The following is a 17847-nucleotide window of genomic DNA, read 5'->3' as shown; positions in this document are numbered from 1 at the left end:
CGGCCCGGCCTCATCGACACCGCAAACTGTCCGTGACGTTGGGCCGCCAACCCTGCTTGTCAGGGCTGTGGCGGCGCCAGCAGGGCCCCGACATGCTGCCAGGCCCCGTCGGGCCGGCGTTGCAAGACCGCATGCACCGGCCCCGCCCCCGGCTCCTGATAGGAGACGATGACCCGGTCGTCGTGGATCTCGGGCCGGCGCAGGATCACCGCCGGACCGCGCGACACCAGCTGCACCTCGATGAAGCGGCAGTTCCGCAGCGAGATGGGGTTGGTCGCCCGCTGCTCGGGCCGCTGCGGCATGAAGGACGGGGTCTCGGGCGTCGCCACGTCCAGCACCTTCAGACCCGTCCCGTCGAGCGGGCGGGAGAAGACCTCCAGCGTCGTCGACATGACGGCGCAGTCGTCCGCCGAGGCCGGGCTGCCCACGATGGGCGGCCCGCTGGGAGCGCCGGTCGTTCCACAGGCCCCCAGCGCGAGCATGAGGGAAGAGGCGGCGAAGAGGCCGAAGGCGCGCATAGGTCTCATCCTGGGTCTCTGGCTGGAGTCTCTGGTTGGGGTCTCTCGACCGGCGTCATGCAGGTTAGATGCCACTTCCGGCCTCCTCGACCGGGGGCGGGGTCAGCATCAGGAAGGCGCGGATCCAGGCCGTCAGCACCGCCCGGTCGTTGACGCGGGACAGGCTGGCCACGGCCTCGTCGGCCAGGTCATGCGGCACCCGCGTCCCGCGCCGCGCCTCGATCAGGGCGACGCCGTATTCGGGCTGGAACTCCGGATGGCATTGGAAAGAGACGACGCCGTTCTCCCCGCCGGCCGGATCGTCCCAGGCCAGGCCCGCATAGGGGGTGAAGGCGCTCGACGCGATCACCCGGGCGTCGGGCGGCAGGATCTGGACCTGGTCCTGATGCGAGACCGGGATGGCGATGGAGCGGGCGCGCGGGAACATCCACGGCTCTTCGCGCACGACGTCATAGCGATGCAGGCCGACGCCCCAGCCCTTGTCCGATTTGGCGACATGGCCGCCGAAGGCCTGGGCCAGGGCCTGATGCCCGAAACAGATGCCGACCAGCCGCGTCTTGCCCCGCGCCGCCCTCAGCCAGTCCAGCAGGGGCGCGATCCACGGCAGGTCGTCATAGACCCCGGCCGCCGAGCCCGTGACGATGGCCCCCTGGAATTCGGTCGGGTCCTCGGGCAACCGTCCGGCCTGGACGTCGAACCGCACCGTCGCCACCCCCTCGCCCAGCAGGGCGCGGAAGCGGGCGGGATAGTCGTCGAAGGCGTCCTGGAGATCGGCCGGCGGCTTTCCGGTTTCCAGAATGGCGATAGGCTTCAAGGGAGGTCTCCGGCTCGACAGCATAAGAGGCGATACCGGCGCGGCGCGAAAGGGGCAGGTTTCATTAACGCTGTCTGCTCACTGGCCCTTGAGACATCTCCGCTACGGTCATGCGATGGCCGACAGCACCCAATTCAGGTTTTCGAGCGTCGCCCCGGACCGTCGGGAGCAGACCCGGACGGGCTTCCGCAAGTCCCGCCGCCCGCAGGAACGTGTGCGCCTGATGGGCCAGACCGTCGACCTGGTGAAGCCCGAAGAGGTGCTCTACCACATGCAGCGCTGGATCCAGGAGCGGCGCAAGGCGATCATCGCCAACCACAATCTGAACAGCCTCTACCTGCTGCGGAAGCATCCCGAGATGCGCGCCTTCTATGAGCGCGCCGAGCTGGTCGAGCTGGATTCCACGCCCTTGGTGCATTTCGCCAAGCTGCTGGGCATCAACAGCCGCCCCTTCCACCGCTGCACCTATCTGGACTGGCGCGACCACTTCTGGAGCCTGGTCAACCGCAACGGCTGGCGCATCATGTACGTGGGCGCCACCCAGGAGGTCGTCGACATCGCGAAAGAGCGGCTCAACGCCCGCTATCCACGCGCCGTCATCGAGACCCGCAACGGCTATTTCGACGCGAGCCCCGGCTCGGCCGACAACGCCGCCCTGCTGAAGCAGATCAAGGCCTTCCAGCCGCACATCCTGTTCGTCGGCATGGGCATGCCGCGTCAGGAAATCTGGATCACCCAGAATTTCGAGGCCCTGCCCGACTGCGCCATCTTCTCGGTCGGCGCGGCCTTCGACTATGAGGCCGGGGTCCAGAAGTCGGCGCCCCGCTGGATGGGCAAGGCCGGCGTCGAATGGCTTTACCGCCTGGCCGCCGATCCCAAGCGCCTGTTCCGCCGCTACTGCGTCGAGCCGTGGAGCCTGCTGGATCTCATCTACGACGACCTGGCCAGCGCCGCGAAGCGCCGCCTGAAGGCCGTCCGCAAGGGCGCCGTTCTCCCCCCCGTGGGCAGCGAAGCCCACCCGGGTCGGCGGTAGCCGTCTTCTTTCTCCTCACCAGGCGTAGCGTGGGGAGGTGGCGCGACGCCGCTTGGCGTCGTGACGGAGGGGGTTCTTTCCTGCCTTGATCACCGATAGCCGGATGGAATGGGACTCTGCGAAGAGCCCCCTCCACCACCCGCGAAGACGCGGGCGCCCCCCTCCCCACGCTACGCGTGGTGAGGAAAGACTCAGGCCGCTTCCAGCTCCTCTTCCGCCCCGGCGCCCGCGAGGGTCGTCTCGATGGCGGCGAACAGGGTGGTCAGGGTGATGGGCTTGGCCAGGTGGCCGTCGGCGCCCGCGGCCTTGCCCGCCGCGACATGCTCGGCCAGGGCGTTGGCGGTCAGCATGATGATTGGCGTGCGCGCGGCGGCCTTTTCGATCTCCAGCGCGCGGATCGCGGCGGTAGCGGTCAGGCCGTCCATCACCGGCATCTGCATATCCATCAGGATCAGATCGAAGCGGCCCTCTCCCTCCAGAGCGGCGGCATAGGCGTCCAGCGCCTCCTGGCCATTCTCGACCGGGACGAGCTCGACCGCGCTCTCGGCCAGCATGATCTCGACGACCTTGCGGTTGGCCGGATGGTCGTCGGCCAGAAGGATACGCAGCGACGCGCCCTCTTCCCAACCGTCCGTCGCGGCGTTGGCGGCCTCGACCGCGATCGGCGCCTCGCACTCCGGCAGGGGCAGGTCGAACCAGAAGGTCGCGCCCTCGCCCGGCCGGCTGCGGCAGTCCAGTGTCCCGCCCATCAGCTCGGACAGGTCCCTGGAGATGGCCAGGCCCAGACCCGTGCCGCCGAAGCGTCGGGTGATCGAACCGTCAGCCTGCTGGAAGCGGCCGAAGATCCGTTCCTTCTCGGCGTCGTCGAAGCCCACGCCGCTGTCCGCGACGGTGAAACGGAACAGCCCCTCGGGCGTGGTCTCGCCGGTTACCCGCACGGCGCCCTTGTCGGTGAACTTCAGGGCGTTGGAAATCAGATTGGTCAGGATTTGGCGGAACCGCACCGGGTCACCGCTGACGACGTGTTCCAGCGCCGGATCGATGGAGACCTCCAGCGCCACGCCCTTCTCCTCGGCGCGCTGGGTCCACAGCATGCCGACGCCGCGCACGGCATCGCCCAGATGGAAGGGCGCCGTCTCGATGGTGACATTGCCGGACTCGATCCGGGCGCTGTCGAGGATGTCGGACAGCAGACGTTCCAGCGTCACGCCCGAGGCGCGGATGACCTCGACCATCTCATGCTCGCGCGGCTTCATCCCCGCGCGCGCCAGGGTGTCGGCCATGGCCACGATGCCGTTCAGCGGCGTGCGGATCTCATGGCTCATATTGGCCAGGAACTCGGACTTGGACAGGTTGGCGGCCTCGGCCCGCTTGCGGGCCTCGCGCAGATGTTTCGACAGCCGGAACTGCCAGATCAGCGTCGCGATTGCCGACAGGAAGAAGACCACGGCGATGCCGACGATCCAGTTCTGCGACTGGATCACGTCCTTCTGCAGGACCGTGTTGGCGCGTTCGGTCTCCAGCTGCTGGCGGCGGCGGTCCAGCTTGTCCTGCATGTCGCCGGTGACCTGACGGATGCCGGCGCTGAAGCGGCGGTTGGCCTGGATCTCGGCGGCCTGATCGTATTCGCGCAGCTTGCGGTAAGCCTCCTCCGGACGCCCCTCGGCGAACAACAGCTCGGCCTCGACGTGCGGGATTTCCGACGCCCCGTCCTCGCGGAAGGCGCCGGCGGCCTCGCGGCGGCGGACCTCGGCCAGATCGGCGCGAGCGGCCGCGACATTGCCCAGCTGGGCGTTGGCGATGGCCCTCATCGGCAGCAGCCGGCCGGCCAGGAAGGCGGCGGCGCCCAACTGATGGCCATAGGGTTCGAGGCATTTCAGCACGTCGCGCGGCGCATGGCGGGCCTGGGCCACGGTGGCGCACAGGCTGGCGTCATAGACTGAAAGGCTCTGCAAGCCCGCGCGGGCGGCAAGCCGGTGGTGGGCGGCGGCCAGACGGTCGGCCAGGGACTGGTCCCCGACCTGCACGGCCAGGCGGGCGAGATTATACAGGCTGTCAAAGTCGGGACGCGGATAGGCCGGATTGGCGAAGTCGATCTCGAACTTGCCGAAGGCGGTGGCGCTGCCCTCGAAGTCGTTCAGCTTCATCAGGCCGATACCCGCGACCTCCCACACCCCGGCATGGGCCGTGGCGGCATAGGCGTCCTTCTCCGGGATGATCCCGTCGATCTCGGCCAGCATCTTCAGCCCGTCGCCGATCCGGTCGTTGTCCATCAGCGACAGGGCGTAGAGGCGGGTGGCGTGCACCTTGACGAACCAGTCGGTCGCCGTCGCAGCGATCCGCTGCATTTCCGCGGCCGCCGCCGCCTCGCCGGTGTCATAACGGATCGCCAGATCGTTCAGATGGGCGATGGTCACATAGCGGGCGTCGCGCTGGTTGCGCGCCGCGGCCTCCAGCTGGCCGTTCCAGTAGCGGGTGTGATCGAACTCGCCCTGGTTCAGATAGATCCAGGCGACATGATAGAGACGGTTCAGGCCTTCGCGGTCGTTGCGGGCGATGGCCGCCTCGCCGAACCGGTCCAGGGCCTGGAAGTTCGTCGCGCTCGCCCGCTTCTCGACCGCCTCGATCAGGGCATTGGGGCTGCGCGGCGGAGTCGAGGCCTCGGCCGATGCCGCCTCGGCGCCGAGGAGGATCGCGAAGCACGCCGCGACAAGGAACTTTACAAGACGGAACATACGAAATCCGGGTGACCCTCGGTCATCGCACAAGAACCTTGAGCAAGGCTTAGCGCCCGGCTTCGCGAATCCCCGATCCCCGAACCGGCCGTGGCGCGACACGTTGCGACACATAAAATACCGCGGCTGTTACGGTTCGTGAGGGAACGACCTGCCTGACAGGCGTGTTTGCATGACAAATTGACGCACCCTGAGAAGGACTACGACATGGCCAGACCGTCCCTCGCAACATCCGGCGGAGGGGGGACGGGAGCCACGCTCACCCAAATCCTCGTCCACTCCCTTGTCCGCCTCCTGTCCCTCATCCTGATCCTGATCGGGGCCATACTGGTCTACGGCGGGATCAAGCTCATGCTGCTGGGCGGCTCCCTCTATTATCTTCTCGCCGGGCTGGGCCTGGTCGCGTCCGGCGTAATGATGTTCCGGCTGAAGCTGATCGGGGCCTGGATCTACATCGGCCTCTTCGCCCTGACGGTCCTGTGGGCCCTTTGGGAGGTCGGGCTCGACGGTTGGGGCCTGGTCCCCCGGATCGTCGGCCCCCTGGTGCTCCTGGCCCTGGTGATCGCGTCGCTGCCGGTGCTCAAGCCGGGCCGCGAGGGTCGCAAATGGGCGCTGGGCGGCGGCGTCGCCTTCGTGGCCTTCGTCCTGATCGGCGGCTTCGGCGTGGCCCTCGCCAATGCGCCCCGGGTCGACATGCCCCTGCCCGCCGCCCGGCCCGCGACCAACAGCGATCCGGACGCCATTCCCGTCGGCGCCGACTGGCCGGCCTACGGCGGCACCTACCACGCCCAGCGCTATTCGCCCCTGAACCAGATCAACACCGGCAATGTCGCCAAACTCCAGCGGGCCTGGGACATCCACACCGGCGACCTGCCCGGCGACCGCCCCCTCGCCCAGAAGAAATACGCCTCCGAAAACACCCCGCTGAAGATCGGCAACGCCCTCTACATCTGCTCCGGCAAGGGCATCGTCCTCGCCGTCGACGCCGCGACCGGCAAGACGATCTGGCGTCATGACCCCCAGGTTCCGGACGCCAACATCCCCTATACGGCCGCCTGCCGCGGCGTGAGCTACTATGTCGTGCCGAACGCGACGGCCGCGACGCCCTGCGCCACCCGCATCATCTGGGGCACGCTGGACGCCCGGCTGATCGCAGTCGACAGCCGCACCGGCCAGCGCTGCGCCGGCTTCGGCCAGAACGGCCAGGTCGACACCGCCGCCGACATGGGTCCGCTGATCCCGGGCATGGTCTCCATCACCTCGGCCCCGACCATCGTGCGCGGCGTGGTGGTCACCGGTCACCAGATCCTGGACGGCCAGTACCGCCGCGCTCCCTCGGGCGTGATCAAGGGCTTCGACGCCGTCACTGGCCGGCTGCGCTGGGCCTGGGACATGATGCGCCCCGACATCAACACCACCCCGCCCGCCGGTCAGATCTACACCCTGGGCACGCCCAACATGTGGACCACCGCCTCGGGCGACGAGCGTCTGGGCCTGGTCTATCTGCCGCTGGGTTCGACCGCCGCCGACTACTGGTCCTCGGACCGCACCGGCCCGCAGCTGGACTATGCGACCTCGCTCGTCGCGCTCGACGTCGCCACCGGCAAGCCTCGCTGGCATTTCCAGACCGTCCACCACGACGTCTGGGACTATGACCTGGGCTCCCAGGCGACCCTGGTCGACTTCCCCACGGGGGCTGGAACCACTCCGGCCGTCGTCCTGCCGTCCAAACAGGGCGACATCTATGTCCTGAACCGCGAGACCGGCCAGCCCCTGACCGAGGTCGCCGAACTGCCCGTCCCGCAAGGCGGTCAGGAGCCGGCGATGCGCACGGCCACCCAGCCCCACTCCCTGTTCCACACCCTGCGCCGCCAGAACGACCTGACCGAAAAGTCGATGTGGGGCATGTCGCTGATCGACCAGATGGTCTGCCGGATCCAGTTCCGTCAGGCCAGCTATGCGGGCTTCTACACCCCGCCGACCGTCGGCCGGCACTATATCGAATACCCGGGCTACAACGGCGGTTCGGACTGGGGCGGCATCGCCATCGATCCGAACCGGGGCGTGATCGTCGCCAACTACAACGACATGCCCAACTACAATACGCTGGTTCCCCGGGCCGAGGCGGTCAAGGCGGGCTGGTTCCCGCGTGGCGATCCGCGCGCCCGCAAGAGCGGGGCCGAAGGCGACGGCGACCCGCAGGTCGGCACGCCCTACGCCATCCACGTCAACGCCGGCTGGCGGCTGGAGCAGACCGGTCTGCTGTGCAAGGAGCCTCCCTACGGCGGCATCCGGGCCATCGACCTGAAGACCGGACGCCAGATCTGGGATCGCCCCCTGGGCACGGCGCGCCTGAACGGGCCGTTCGATATCCGCTCGGGTCTGCCGATCAACATCGGGACGCCCAACAACGGCGGCGCGGTGGTCACGGCGGGCAATCTGGTCTTCGTCGCCGCCGCCACCGACGGTCTGATCCGCGCCATCGACATCAACACCGGCAAGACGGTCTGGTCCGACGTCCTGCCCGGCGGCGGTCAGGCCACCCCGATGACCTATGAGATCGGGGGCCGCCAGTATCTGGTCCTCGCCCCCGGAGGCCATCACTTCATGGAGACCCCCATCTCCGACGAGGTGATCGCCTGGGCCCTGCCGACCTAGGGCACGGCTTCAAGGAGAAGGCAGAACGGCCGTCCGGGACCACCCGGGCGGCCGTTTCGCAGTTCAGCGCAACGCGTTGCGGCCCAGGACGATGGCCCCCAGCGGCCCGGCCATCCCGCCCAGTCCCGGCGGGACGACATAGTCATCGATCATCGCCGCGATCCGGCCTGCGGTCGCATAGCCGGCCAGGCTCTCGATCAGGGCGCTGCGCAGGCGCGCGAACAGATGGTCGTTGCCGCCGAAGACGCCGCCGCCGATCAGGATCCGCTCGGGCGCGGCCGTCAGCACCAGATTGTGCAGTAGGCCCGCGAGCGCGCGCACCACCATCTCCCAGGCCGGATCGTCCGCCGACAGGGTCTCGCCGGGCTTGCCGGTGCGGGCCAGCAGGGCCGGCCCCGCCGCCAGCCCCTCGACGCAGTCGCCGTGATAGGGGCAGCTGCCGGGCCAGGTGTCGCCCGCGATCCGACCGACGCGCAGATGCCCCGCTTCCGTATGGCCCAGACCGCTGACCGACTGGCCGTTGATCACGACGCCGACGCCGATCCCGGTACCGACGGTGACGTACGAAAATGATCGCAAACCTCGCGCCGCGCCCCAGACTCCTTCGGCGAAGGCCGCGCCGTTGACGTCGGTGTCGATGGCCATGGGCACGCCCAGGTCCCGGCCCAGCACCGTCAGGTCGGCGTCCGACCAGCCCGGCTTGGGCGTGAAGACGATGGAGCCCCAGTTCGCCGCCCGGTCGTCCAGCTCCAGCGGCCCGAAACTGCCGATGCCCAGCGCCTTGAAGTCATGCTCGGCCTTCCAGCGCTGGAGCACCGCCCGGACCTGCCCCAGGGCCTCCTCGGGTGTCGTGGTCGGCAGGCGGACCTCGTCGCGGATATCGTCAGGCCCCGTGGCCAGAAGGCAGACGATCTTGGTCCCGCCCAGTTCCACACCCGCGATCAGGGGCGCTCCTTCAACGATTTCGGTCATGCGGCGTCTCCGGCGGACGGGCCTCTGCGGGGCGGTTTGACCTGCCTCTAGCCGGTTCTCGCGGCCGTCAAAAGCACCACGCCGTCATCGCTGGACCGAACCGGGTTCCCGCGTGCTAGACTCCCGAAATCCCGCCGCTTTTCCCTCAGCGGCTCCAGACGCCGGCTTCCCCCTTCCATGACCCTCGACGTCCCCGCCGCCGAAACCCGCGTCCAGTTCGTGATGCGCCGGGTGGTCGAACACATCTCGCGCGAGCGGCTGCGCGTCGGCGACGACCTGCCGTCCGAGACCCGCTTCGCCGAGGATCTGGCCGTCAGCCGCCCGGTGGTGCGCGAAGCCTTCGGCGCCCTGGCCGCCCTCAACATCATCGAGACCGCCAACGGCCGCCGCCCCCGGGTCAGCGCCCTGAACGGCTCGGTCCTGTCCATCTCGCTGGATCACGCCGTCCGCACCGAACAGATCTCGATGCGCCAGATCTGGGAGACGCGCCGCTGCCTCGAGACCGAGACCGTCGCCCTCGCCGCCGTTCGCCGCACCGACGCCGAGGCCGCCCGGATCACCGAACTGGCCCGCGCCATGTCGGCGGCCGAGCGCGGCTCCACCGAGCTGATGAGCCTCGACATCCAGCTCCACAAGGCCATCGCCGACGCCGGCCGCAACCTCCTGATGGCCCAGATCATCGCCTCGCTGGAGCCGCTGCTGGAATCCTCGGTGTCCGCCGCCTGGGGCCTGCTGCACTCCGACGCCCAGCACCGGGCCATCCTCGATCGCCATCTCGACATCGCCGAAGCCATCACCCGCGGCGATCCCCAGGCCGCTCGGGCCGCGATGGATCGCCATTTCGACGCCGCCGTCGCCGCCCGCCTGCTGCTGGACGATCCGATCTGACGCATCAGGGCTTGGCGCCGGGCCCGGGCCGCGAGAGGGTAGGCGTTTCCCGTAACGCGGACGCCCTCCCCTCATGGCCGCCAAGATCACTCTGCCCGCCCGTCCCGAACCGCTGGAGATCGATCCGGCCTCGACCGCCGTCATCGTCATCGACATGCAGAACGCCTATGCCTCCCCGGGCGGCTATCTGGACCTCGCGGGCTTCGACATCTCGGGCGCGGCCAGGGTCATCGCCAACATCAAGGGGGTGCTGGAGGTGGCGCGCGGCGCCGGCGTCCCGGTCATCTATTTCCAGAATGGCTGGGACCCCGACTATGTCGAGGCGGGCGGTCCAGGCAGTCCCAACTTCCACAAGTCCAATGCGCTCAAGACCATGCGCGCCCGCCCCGAACTGTACGGCCAGTTGCTGGCGCGCGGGACCTGGGACTATGAGCTGGTCGACGAGCTGAAGCCGCAGCCCGGCGACATCCAGCTGCACAAGACGCGCTACTCCGGCTTCTTCAACTCCCAGCTCGACAGCGTCCTGCGCTCGCGCGGCATCCGCAACCTGGTCTTCGTCGGCATCGCCACCAACGTCTGTGTGGAGAGCACCCTGCGCGACGGCTTCTTCCTCGAATATTTCGGCGTCGTGCTCGAGGACGCCACCCATCAGGCCGGGCCCGAGTTCGTCCAGCAGGCCGCCCTCTACAACATCGAGAAATTCTTCGGCTGGGTCTCCAGCGTCGCCGACTTCAAGGGCGTCGTCGGCCAGATCGCGCCCACCACTGAACAGGAGGCCTGAATGCCCAAGACCGTCATCACCCCGCCCGGAACCGTCCCCCCGATCGCCCCCTTCTCGCCCGGGACCCTCGCCGACGGCGTGGTCTATGTCTCGGGGACGCTCGCCTTCGACAAGGACAACAACGTCGCCTGCGTCGGCGACGCCGAGGGCCAGACCCGCATCGTGCTGGAGACCATCAAGTCGGTGATCGAGACCGCCGGCGGGACCATGGACGACGTGACCATGAACCACATCTTCCTCAAGGACTGGGCCGACTACGCCGCCCTCAACAAAGTCTATGCGGAGTATTTCCCGGGCGACAAGCCGGCGCGCTTCTGCATCCAGTGCGGCCTCGTCCGCCCCGACTTCCTCGTCGAAATCGCCACCATCGCCCACATCGGCAAGTGAGCCCGCTCGCGACCCTGCTGATCAAGGCCGTCGTCTCCGCCATCCTGATCGTGGCGGCGTCGGAGGTGGCGCGTCGTCAGCCCGGCGTCGGCGCCCTGATCGCCTCCCTGCCGCTGGTCTCGGTGCTCGGCATGATCTGGCTGTGGTCGGCGAAGCCCGATGCGGACAACATGGCGAACCACGCCCAGGCGACGTTCTGGTACGTTTTGCCGTCGCTGCCGATGTTTCTCGTCATCCCTGCCCTGCTCCGACGCGGCATGCCCTTCTGGCCCGCGCTGGGCCTCGGCTGCGCTCTCACCATCGGCCTCTACCTGGCCATGACCGGCATCGGCCCGCGCTTCGGACTGAAGCTGTGAAGAGCGGAACCGCCGACGGCCTCTACTGGGAAATCCACGACGGTCCCGAGGACGCGTCCAGCGTCATCCTGTCCGCCGGACTTGGCGGTTCAGCCGCCTTCTGGGCGCCGCAGCTGGCCGCCCTGACAGAGCGCTTCCGCGTCATCCTCTACGACCACCGTGGCACGGGCCGCAGCGACCGGTCGCTCAGGCCCGACCACTCGGTCGCCTCCATGGCCGAGGACATCGTCGCCGTCCTTGATGCCACGGACACGGCCAAGGCCCATCTGGTCGGCCATGCGGCGGGCGGCAATGCGGGCCTCCAGCTGGCGCTCGACCATCCCGAGCGGCTCGATAAGCTGGTCGTCGTCAACGGCTGGTCGCGGCCCGATCCCCACGTCGGCCGCTGCTTTTCCGCCCGCACCCGGCTGCTGGAGGCCTTCGGACCCCAGGCCTATGTCGAGGCCCAGAGCCTGTTCCTCTATCCGCCCGACTGGATCTCGGAGAACGACGCCCTGCTGAAGGAGCAGGAGCCGCATCACGTGGCCCACTTCCCGCGCACCGACGTCATGCTGGCCCGCATCGGCGCCCTCCTGGCCTTCGATATCGACGACCGGCTGGGCGAGATCCCGCACCCCGTACTCGTCAGCGCCTCGGCCGACGACATGCTGGTCCCGCCCCGGCTGGCCCTGCGTCTGGCGGCCGGCCTGCCCAATGCGACGCTGGAAGTGGTCCCCTGGGGCGGTCACGCCTTTACGGCGACGCTTCCCGATGTCTTCAATGCCCAACTGATCGCCTGGCTCTCCGGCGACACCTGAAGGACTGCACCATGGAAGTCGGCGTCTTCATCCCGATCAACAACAACGGCTGGCTGATTTCGGAGAACGCGCCGCAGTACATGCCCTCGTTCGACCTGAACAAGCGCATCGCCCAGGCGGCCGAGAAGCACGGCCTCGACTTCCTTCTGTCGATGATCAAGCTTCGCGGCTTCGGCGGCAAGACCGAGTTCTGGGAGTACGGGCTGGAGAGCTTCACCCTGATGTCCGGCCTCGCGGCGGTGACCGAGAAGATCAAGATCTACGCCACCTGCCCGACCCTGATCATCCCGCCGGCCTTCGCCGCGCGGATGTGCAACACGATCGACTCGATCAGCCACGGCCGCTTCGGCCTGAACCTGATCACCGGCTGGCAGAAGCCGGAATATTCCCAGATGGGCCTGTGGCCCGGCGAGGACCACTTCCGCAACCGCTACAAGATGCTGGACGAGTACGCCCGGATCCTGCGCGAGTTGTGGGAGACGGGCCGGTCGGACCTCAAGGGCGACTATTACGAAATGGACGACTGCCTCGTCCGGCCCCAGCCGACCGGGGACATGAAGATCATCTGCGCCGGCTCCTCGGATGAGGGCCTGGCCTTCTCGGCAAAGTGGGCCGACTACGCCTTCTGCCTCGGCAAGGGGGTCAACACGCCCAAGGCCTTCGCCTTCAACAACGAGCGCCTGGCCGAGGCGACCGCCAGGACCGGTCGCGACGTGAAGATGTTCGTCCTCGTCATGATCATCGCCGCCGACACCGACGAAGAGGCGATGGCGAAGTGGAAGTCCTACAACGACGGCGTCGACGTCGACGCCATCAGCTGGCTCAAGGACCAGGGCGCCGCCGACAAGGTCAACGCCACCACCAACGTCATCCAGCTCGCCGCTCCGGAAGGCGCCGTGAACATCAACATGGGCACCCTGGTCGGCTCCTACGCCAGCGTCGCCAAGATGCTGGACGAGATGTCGGAAGTCCCCGGCACCGGTGGCGTGCTCCTGACCTTCGACGACTTCGAACAGGGCATCGAGGACTTCGGCACGAAGATCCAGCCGCTGATGGAATGCCGGAAGTAGGCCCTTGGGACGGCTGATCTCGAGCCCGACCAGCGTCTTCAACGCCGCCGTGGCGGGCGCCTTCGCGGTCATGGCGCCGCTGCTCGGCGTCTTTATGGTCAAGACGGTCGTCGCGCTCGGAGACCCGAAGGAGGCCCTCGTGGTCGCAGTCGTCGGACTGATCTGCATGGCGATCGGCGGCGTTCTCGGCGCGTTGTGCTTCGCCGTGCCGGTCATGCTCAAGAACTGGCTCTACCGCCGGATCCAGGACGTCCCGTCCGACCATCAGGTGATGAAATGACCGCGCCGTTCGACATCCGCATCGACGACCTGTCCGGCGATCCGACCCGCGCCCTGCTGGCCCTGCACCTTGCCGGGATGCACGCCAACTCGCCGCCGGATCATGTGCGGGCTCTGGACCTGACCGGCCTGCAGCGCGCTGACGTCACCGTCTGGAGCGTCTGGCGCGGCGACAGCCTCGCCGGCATCGGCGCCCTCAAGGCCCTGCCCGACGGCACGGGCGAACTGAAGTCGATGCGCACCCATCCCGACCATCTGCGCGCGGGCGTCGCCGCCGCCCTGCTGGAGCACATCATCGGCGAGGCGAAGGCGCGCGGCTATGCCCGCCTCTCGCTGGAGACCGGCTCAGGCGAGGCCTTCGACCCGGCCCTGGCCCTCTACCGCCGACGCGGCTTCGTCGACGGCGAGCCCTTCAGCGACTACGAGCGCAGCGCCTTCAACCAGTTCCTGCATCTGGAATTGTAGCCGCAAGCGCGGCGCGGATGCTCCGCCGCGCGACTGTCCGGAACAGCAGATACTGACCCGCGAACAGGGCGATCTTCGACCCGATCGCCCAGACCGTCATCACCGCCGCCACCGTCCGCGCCTCGACCGTCAGGGTCAGGACGAGGTTCAGCACCCCGGTTCCGAGGATCAGCCCGGCCCAGACATAGCCCGAGATCACCACCCATCGCTCCGGGATATGGCGCACGGCGATGGGCGGGATGTAGCGGTGCAGCCAGCCGGGCTGCAGCATGGCGCCGCCGATCAGGGCGTAGACGACGCTGACCTTGATCAGCACGAAGCGCGGGTCATGGGTGACCAGGGTGGCTCCGCCCATGACCACGACCAGCCCCAGACTGACCCACTGCATCGGCGCGATCCGCAATCGCCGCGCCAGCGCCCACACCAGCTGGCCGAGCCCGAGGGCGATGCCCAGCGCGACCGCGACCTCCACCCGGCCGCCGATGATCAGCACCAGATAGAAGACCAGAGTCGCGGCCAGATCGCTGGCGATCGGCTGGACGGCGAACAGGAAGGCCTTCAGCTCCGCCGCCCGCCGCGCGGCCGGACTGGTCCGCAGGCCCTCGAGGCCGTCATCGCTCATGACCTGCCCCGGGACCTGTCGTGGATCAGTCCGCGTCCGACCCGTCGTCCTCGCCGGAGCCGTGACCGTGACCGGTCGTGACGGCGACGCCCGCGGGCCCCGCCTCTCCGTCCGAAGACGCGAACCAGAAGGGCTGGCGCGGACGGTTGCGGCGGCCCACCTCGTCCATATGGCTGTCATAGACCCGGCCGTTGGCGACCGTGTAGGCGATGTCGCGGGTGTTCCTGATGTTCTCCAGCGGGTTGGAGTTCATCACCACCATATCGGCCAGCTTGCCGACCTCCAGCGAGCCGATGTCCTTGTCCATGCCCAGAGCCTTGGCCCCGTTCAGGGTGCCGGTGCGCAGGGCCTGCATCGGCGTCATCCCGCCCTTGGCCATCATCCAGATTTCCCAGTGTTCTCCCAAGGCCTCGCGCTGGCCGTGGGCGCCGGTCTCGACGTTGACGCCCAGATCCGACAGGGCCTTGGCCTGGCTCGAGATGGCGATGTGGTTCCACTCCTCCATCGGCTGGGTCGTCGGCCGGCGGGCGCGGGCGTCCAGCACCCGGCGCGGGACGTACTGCTGCAGCAGCGGATCGTTCCAGACCGGGCTTTCCTGGTACCAGTAATTTTCGCCGAAGGCGCCGCCATAGGCCACGATCAGGGTCGGGGTGTAGGCGACGTCCGTCTGGCTCCACAGCTGGCGCACGTCGTCATACAGATGGGCCAGCGGGATCGAGTGTTCGATCGTCGTATGGCCGTCGACGATCATCGACATATTGTGCTGGTACAGGGAGCCGCCCTCGGGGACGACGTTCATGTTCAGCTGGCGCGCGGCCTCGATGACCTGCTGACGCTGGTCGCGACGCGGCTGGTTGTAGCTCTTGACGCTGATCGCCCCCAGAGCCTGGGTCCGGCGTAGCGCCGACAGGGCGTCGTCGAGGCTGTCGATCTGGGCCGTGAACGGCGTCTGGGCGCCGTACAGGATCGTGCCCGTCGAATAGATGCGCGGCCCGACCACCCGCCCGGCGCGGGCCAGTTCGGAGTGGGCGAAGATCTCGCTGGAATCGTTCGACGGGTCGTGGATCGTCGTCACCCCGAAGGCCAGGGACGCATAGTCGATGCGGCTCTGCTGCGGGATGATGCCGTCCGCCGCCATCGAGCCGTGCCAGTGGGCGTCGATCAGACCGGGGGTGATGGTCTTGCCGGTCATGTCCATGACGGTCGCATCGGCGGGCACGGTCACCGAGCCGCGCGGACCGATGGCTTCGATCCGGTTCTCGTTGACGACGATGACGCCGTCCTCGATCACCTGGTCCCCGTTCATGGTGATGATGCGGGCGCCGGTCAGGACCAGACGGCCCGTCGGCTTGTCGGCCGTGGCGGTGATGCCGAGGTTGATGCCGTGCTCGGCGGGCTTGGGCAGTTCGGCCGGCGCCCCGTCCTCGAACTTGAAGCTGTCCTGCAGGGTGCGGGTGAAGAACTCCGGCCCGATGGCCCAGCTCAGCCGCGAGGAATCGCCCGACCAGGTCAGCCAGTTGCCGGCGTCGCGGGTCACGCGGGTCTGCGGCAGGGCGTCGCCCTTGGCGCCCATCTCGACCGGGCGGCCGGTGGCCACGAACGGCGCGACATAGGCGTTGAACCGCTCGGTCCAGGCGACCCAGTGCTCGTCCGGCGAAATCTCGAAGTCCGAGGCCCATTGCGAGGTCAGGTGGGTGCGCGGCTCATGCCCGCCCAGATCCACCGACTTGAGCGCCGAGTTCCCGTCCTGACGGCCCAGGAAGAAGATGCGGTCGTTGGACGCGCCCCACTGCGGCGAGGACCCATCCTCGGTCACCAGAGTGGATTCCCCGCCCGCCGTCGGCACGCGATAGATGCCCGGATTGCGGCCCCACAGACCCGTCGTCAGATAGCCGTCGGTGATGGCGCGATAGGCGATCGTCTTGCCGTCCGGCGAGAAGCTCGGCTCGATGAAGTGGCCCGGGTGCTGCGTCACCACGCGGCCCGTCCCGCCCGAGGCGGACACCACCCGCACCGTGCCCAGGTCCTTGTCCGACCAGGTCGTATAAACGATCGACCGGCCGTCGCGGGACCAGGACGGATAGAGTTCGAAGTGGTCGCTCTGCGAGGTCAGACGGCGCGCCGTGCCCGTCGGCAGGTCGCGGATCCAGATGTTGCCGAGCGACTCGAACACCACCTTCGTCCCGTCCGGCGAGGCGTGGGCCCAGCGGATCATCTTCGTCTGGAAGGTGTCGGGCGCCACATCGACCGTGGTGCGCACCGCGGGCTCGACCCGGCGGGTGTCGGACACATGGAAGGGGATGTCGGTCACGGCCTGCGAGGCCACGTCGATCTTGTGGAAGGTGCCACCGGCCCAGAAGACGATCGACTTGCCGTCCGGCGTCCAGCTCATCGCCGGATAGACGCCGTGGATCGCCCAGGTCTCCTGAAGATCGCGGTCCAGATGGCCATAGATCGGCGTCTCGCGGCCGCTCTCGATGTCCATCACATACAGCGTCGACTGGTAGCGGACGCGGCGGATGAAGGCGATCGACTTGCCGTCCGGCGAGGGCGTCGGGCGAATCGAACCGCCGGGGCCCGACAGGAATTCCTCGGTCTCGCCCGTCTGCCGGTCCAGCCGCTGGATGGCGTAGATCTGGGTGTTGACGTCCTTGGAGTATTCGAACTGACCGCCCGGGGTCGTGTCGTCCGAGAAGTAGAGATAGCGGCCGTCCGGCGAGAAGGCGGGCTCGCCCGTGTCCTTCTGCTGCGTCCGGCGGGTGGTCAGCTGCACGCCGCCGCCGCCCGACCGGTGCCACATCCACATCTCACCGGCGCCCAGCGAACGGCTGGAGGTGAAGTGCTTGCGGCCGACGATGAACTGGCCGTCCGGCGTCCACTCCGGCTGGGTCACCAGACGGAAGCTCTCCTTCGACACCTGCTGCAGGTCCGAGCCGTCGACGGCCATGGTCCAGATGTTGTCGCCGCCGCCCCGGTCCGAGGTGAAGGCGATGCGGGTCCCGTCGGGCGAGAACTTCGGCTGCATCTCCCAGGCGACGCCGGAGGCGATGGCCTTCGCCTCACCGCCGCCGATGGGCATGGTGTAGATATCGCCCAGCATATCGAAGACGATCGTTTTGCCGTCGGGGCTGACGTCCAGCGACATCCAGGTGCCCTGGGTGACGTTGATGTTCACGTCATGCGACGGCCCGGGCGGATTGTTGACGTCCCACTTGGGCTTGTCGGGCGTGGCGGCCGGAGCGGGCGTCGCCGTCGCGGCCGGAGCCGCGGCCTCCAGCACCGGCGCGGGCGCGGGCTGGTCCGGCGTCGGGGCCGGCGGGGCGTCTTGCGGAGCGGGGGTCGGCGTGGGCGGAGGGCTCTGCGTCTGGGCCAGAGCCTGCATCGGCCCCTGCATCGCCAGCACGGCCACAGCCGCCGTCGTCAACCACATCCGCTTCATCGAATAGCCCCTCTCCGAACAGGGCGGCATCTA

The 17847-nt window shown here is 68.4% G+C and carries 16 protein-coding genes; 10 read left to right on the top strand and 6 right to left on the bottom strand.

Annotated features, from left to right (window positions below; translation table 11 throughout):
- Positions 1 to 59: 59 nt before the first annotated feature.
- Positions 60 to 518 carry a hypothetical protein gene (locus ACW172_RS12450; protein WP_492031759.1) on the bottom strand — a complete coding sequence of 153 codons (459 nt, stop codon included), beginning with the start codon at positions 516 to 518 and terminating at the stop codon, positions 60 to 62.
- Between the two features lie 64 nt (positions 519 to 582).
- Positions 583 to 1332, bottom strand: coding sequence for a type 1 glutamine amidotransferase (locus ACW172_RS12445; RefSeq protein ID WP_492031758.1), 750 nt, complete (start codon positions 1330 to 1332; stop codon positions 583 to 585).
- Between the two features lie 115 nt (positions 1333 to 1447).
- Between ACW172_RS12445 and ACW172_RS12440 the strand changes: the two genes are divergently transcribed.
- Positions 1448 to 2365 carry a WecB/TagA/CpsF family glycosyltransferase gene (locus ACW172_RS12440; RefSeq protein ID WP_492031757.1) on the top strand — a complete coding sequence of 306 codons (918 nt, stop codon included), beginning with the start codon at positions 1448 to 1450 and terminating at the stop codon, positions 2363 to 2365.
- A 191-nt stretch (positions 2366 to 2556) separates the two neighbouring features.
- On the opposite strand, the gene ACW172_RS12435 is transcribed toward ACW172_RS12440, so the two are convergent.
- The gene (locus ACW172_RS12435; RefSeq protein ID WP_492031756.1) at positions 2557 to 5100 is read right to left on the bottom strand and encodes an ATP-binding protein; all 2544 of its coding nucleotides are present in this window, start codon (positions 5098 to 5100) and stop codon (positions 2557 to 2559) included.
- A 207-nt stretch (positions 5101 to 5307) separates the two neighbouring features.
- Between ACW172_RS12435 and ACW172_RS12430 the strand changes: the two genes are divergently transcribed.
- Complete coding sequence (locus ACW172_RS12430) at positions 5308 to 7758, top strand: membrane-bound PQQ-dependent dehydrogenase, glucose/quinate/shikimate family (RefSeq protein WP_492031755.1); 2451 nt, start codon at positions 5308 to 5310, stop codon at positions 7756 to 7758.
- A 63-nt stretch (positions 7759 to 7821) separates the two neighbouring features.
- Here ACW172_RS12430 and ACW172_RS12425 read toward each other — a convergent pair whose 3' ends face one another.
- Positions 7822 to 8730, bottom strand: a complete 909-nt coding sequence (locus ACW172_RS12425) for an ROK family protein (protein WP_492031754.1) — start codon at positions 8728 to 8730, stop codon at positions 7822 to 7824.
- A 177-nt stretch (positions 8731 to 8907) separates the two neighbouring features.
- On the opposite strand from ACW172_RS12425, the gene ACW172_RS12420 reads away from it, so the two are divergent.
- The 8 genes from ACW172_RS12420 to ACW172_RS12385 all read left to right on the top strand — a co-directional run bounded on the left by ACW172_RS12420 (position 8908) and on the right by ACW172_RS12385 (position 13753).
- The gene (locus tag ACW172_RS12420; protein WP_492031753.1) at positions 8908 to 9618 is read left to right on the top strand and encodes a FadR/GntR family transcriptional regulator; all 711 of its coding nucleotides are present in this window, start codon (positions 8908 to 8910) and stop codon (positions 9616 to 9618) included.
- A 73-nt stretch (positions 9619 to 9691) separates the two neighbouring features.
- Positions 9692 to 10399 (top strand): pyrimidine utilization protein B, encoded by a 708-nt coding sequence (gene rutB, locus ACW172_RS12415; RefSeq protein ID WP_492031752.1) that lies wholly within the window; start codon positions 9692 to 9694, stop codon positions 10397 to 10399.
- A complete protein-coding gene (gene rutC, locus ACW172_RS12410; RefSeq protein WP_492031751.1) occupies positions 10400 to 10786 on the top strand; it encodes a pyrimidine utilization protein C in 387 nt (128 codons plus the stop codon).
- On the top strand, positions 10783 to 11142 hold the full coding sequence (locus tag ACW172_RS12405) for a DUF3147 family protein (protein WP_492031750.1): 360 nt from the start codon (positions 10783 to 10785) through the stop codon (positions 11140 to 11142). The genes rutC and ACW172_RS12405 overlap by 4 nt, the downstream gene beginning before the upstream one ends.
- Positions 11139 to 11939, top strand: coding sequence for a pyrimidine utilization protein D (rutD, locus tag ACW172_RS12400; protein ID WP_492031749.1), 801 nt, complete (start codon positions 11139 to 11141; stop codon positions 11937 to 11939). The genes ACW172_RS12405 and rutD overlap by 4 nt, the downstream gene beginning before the upstream one ends.
- 11 nt (positions 11940 to 11950) lie before the next feature.
- Positions 11951 to 13009, top strand: a complete 1059-nt coding sequence (rutA, locus tag ACW172_RS12395; RefSeq protein ID WP_492031748.1) for a pyrimidine utilization protein A — start codon at positions 11951 to 11953, stop codon at positions 13007 to 13009.
- 4 nt (positions 13010 to 13013) lie between these two features.
- Positions 13014 to 13289, top strand: coding sequence for a hypothetical protein (locus ACW172_RS12390; protein ID WP_492031747.1), 276 nt, complete (start codon positions 13014 to 13016; stop codon positions 13287 to 13289).
- Entirely contained in the window at positions 13286 to 13753 is a 468-nt protein-coding gene (locus tag ACW172_RS12385; protein ID WP_492031746.1) for a GNAT family N-acetyltransferase, read from the top strand. The genes ACW172_RS12390 and ACW172_RS12385 overlap by 4 nt, the downstream gene beginning before the upstream one ends.
- Here the strand turns inward: ACW172_RS12385 and ACW172_RS12380 are convergent.
- Positions 13725 to 14375 carry an inner membrane-spanning protein YciB gene (locus tag ACW172_RS12380; RefSeq protein WP_492031745.1) on the bottom strand — a complete coding sequence of 217 codons (651 nt, stop codon included), beginning with the start codon at positions 14373 to 14375 and terminating at the stop codon, positions 13725 to 13727. The genes ACW172_RS12385 and ACW172_RS12380 overlap by 29 nt on opposite strands.
- A 25-nt stretch (positions 14376 to 14400) precedes the next feature.
- A complete protein-coding gene (locus ACW172_RS12375) occupies positions 14401 to 17814 on the bottom strand; it encodes an amidohydrolase family protein (RefSeq protein ID WP_492031744.1) in 3414 nt (1137 codons plus the stop codon).
- Positions 17815 to 17847: the final 33 nt, after the last annotated feature.

Source organism: Brevundimonas sp. ALps5, assembly GCF_058681645.1.
The sequence above is the reverse complement of the archived record's forward strand: the minus strand, read 5'-3'. Positions and strand labels throughout refer to the sequence as shown.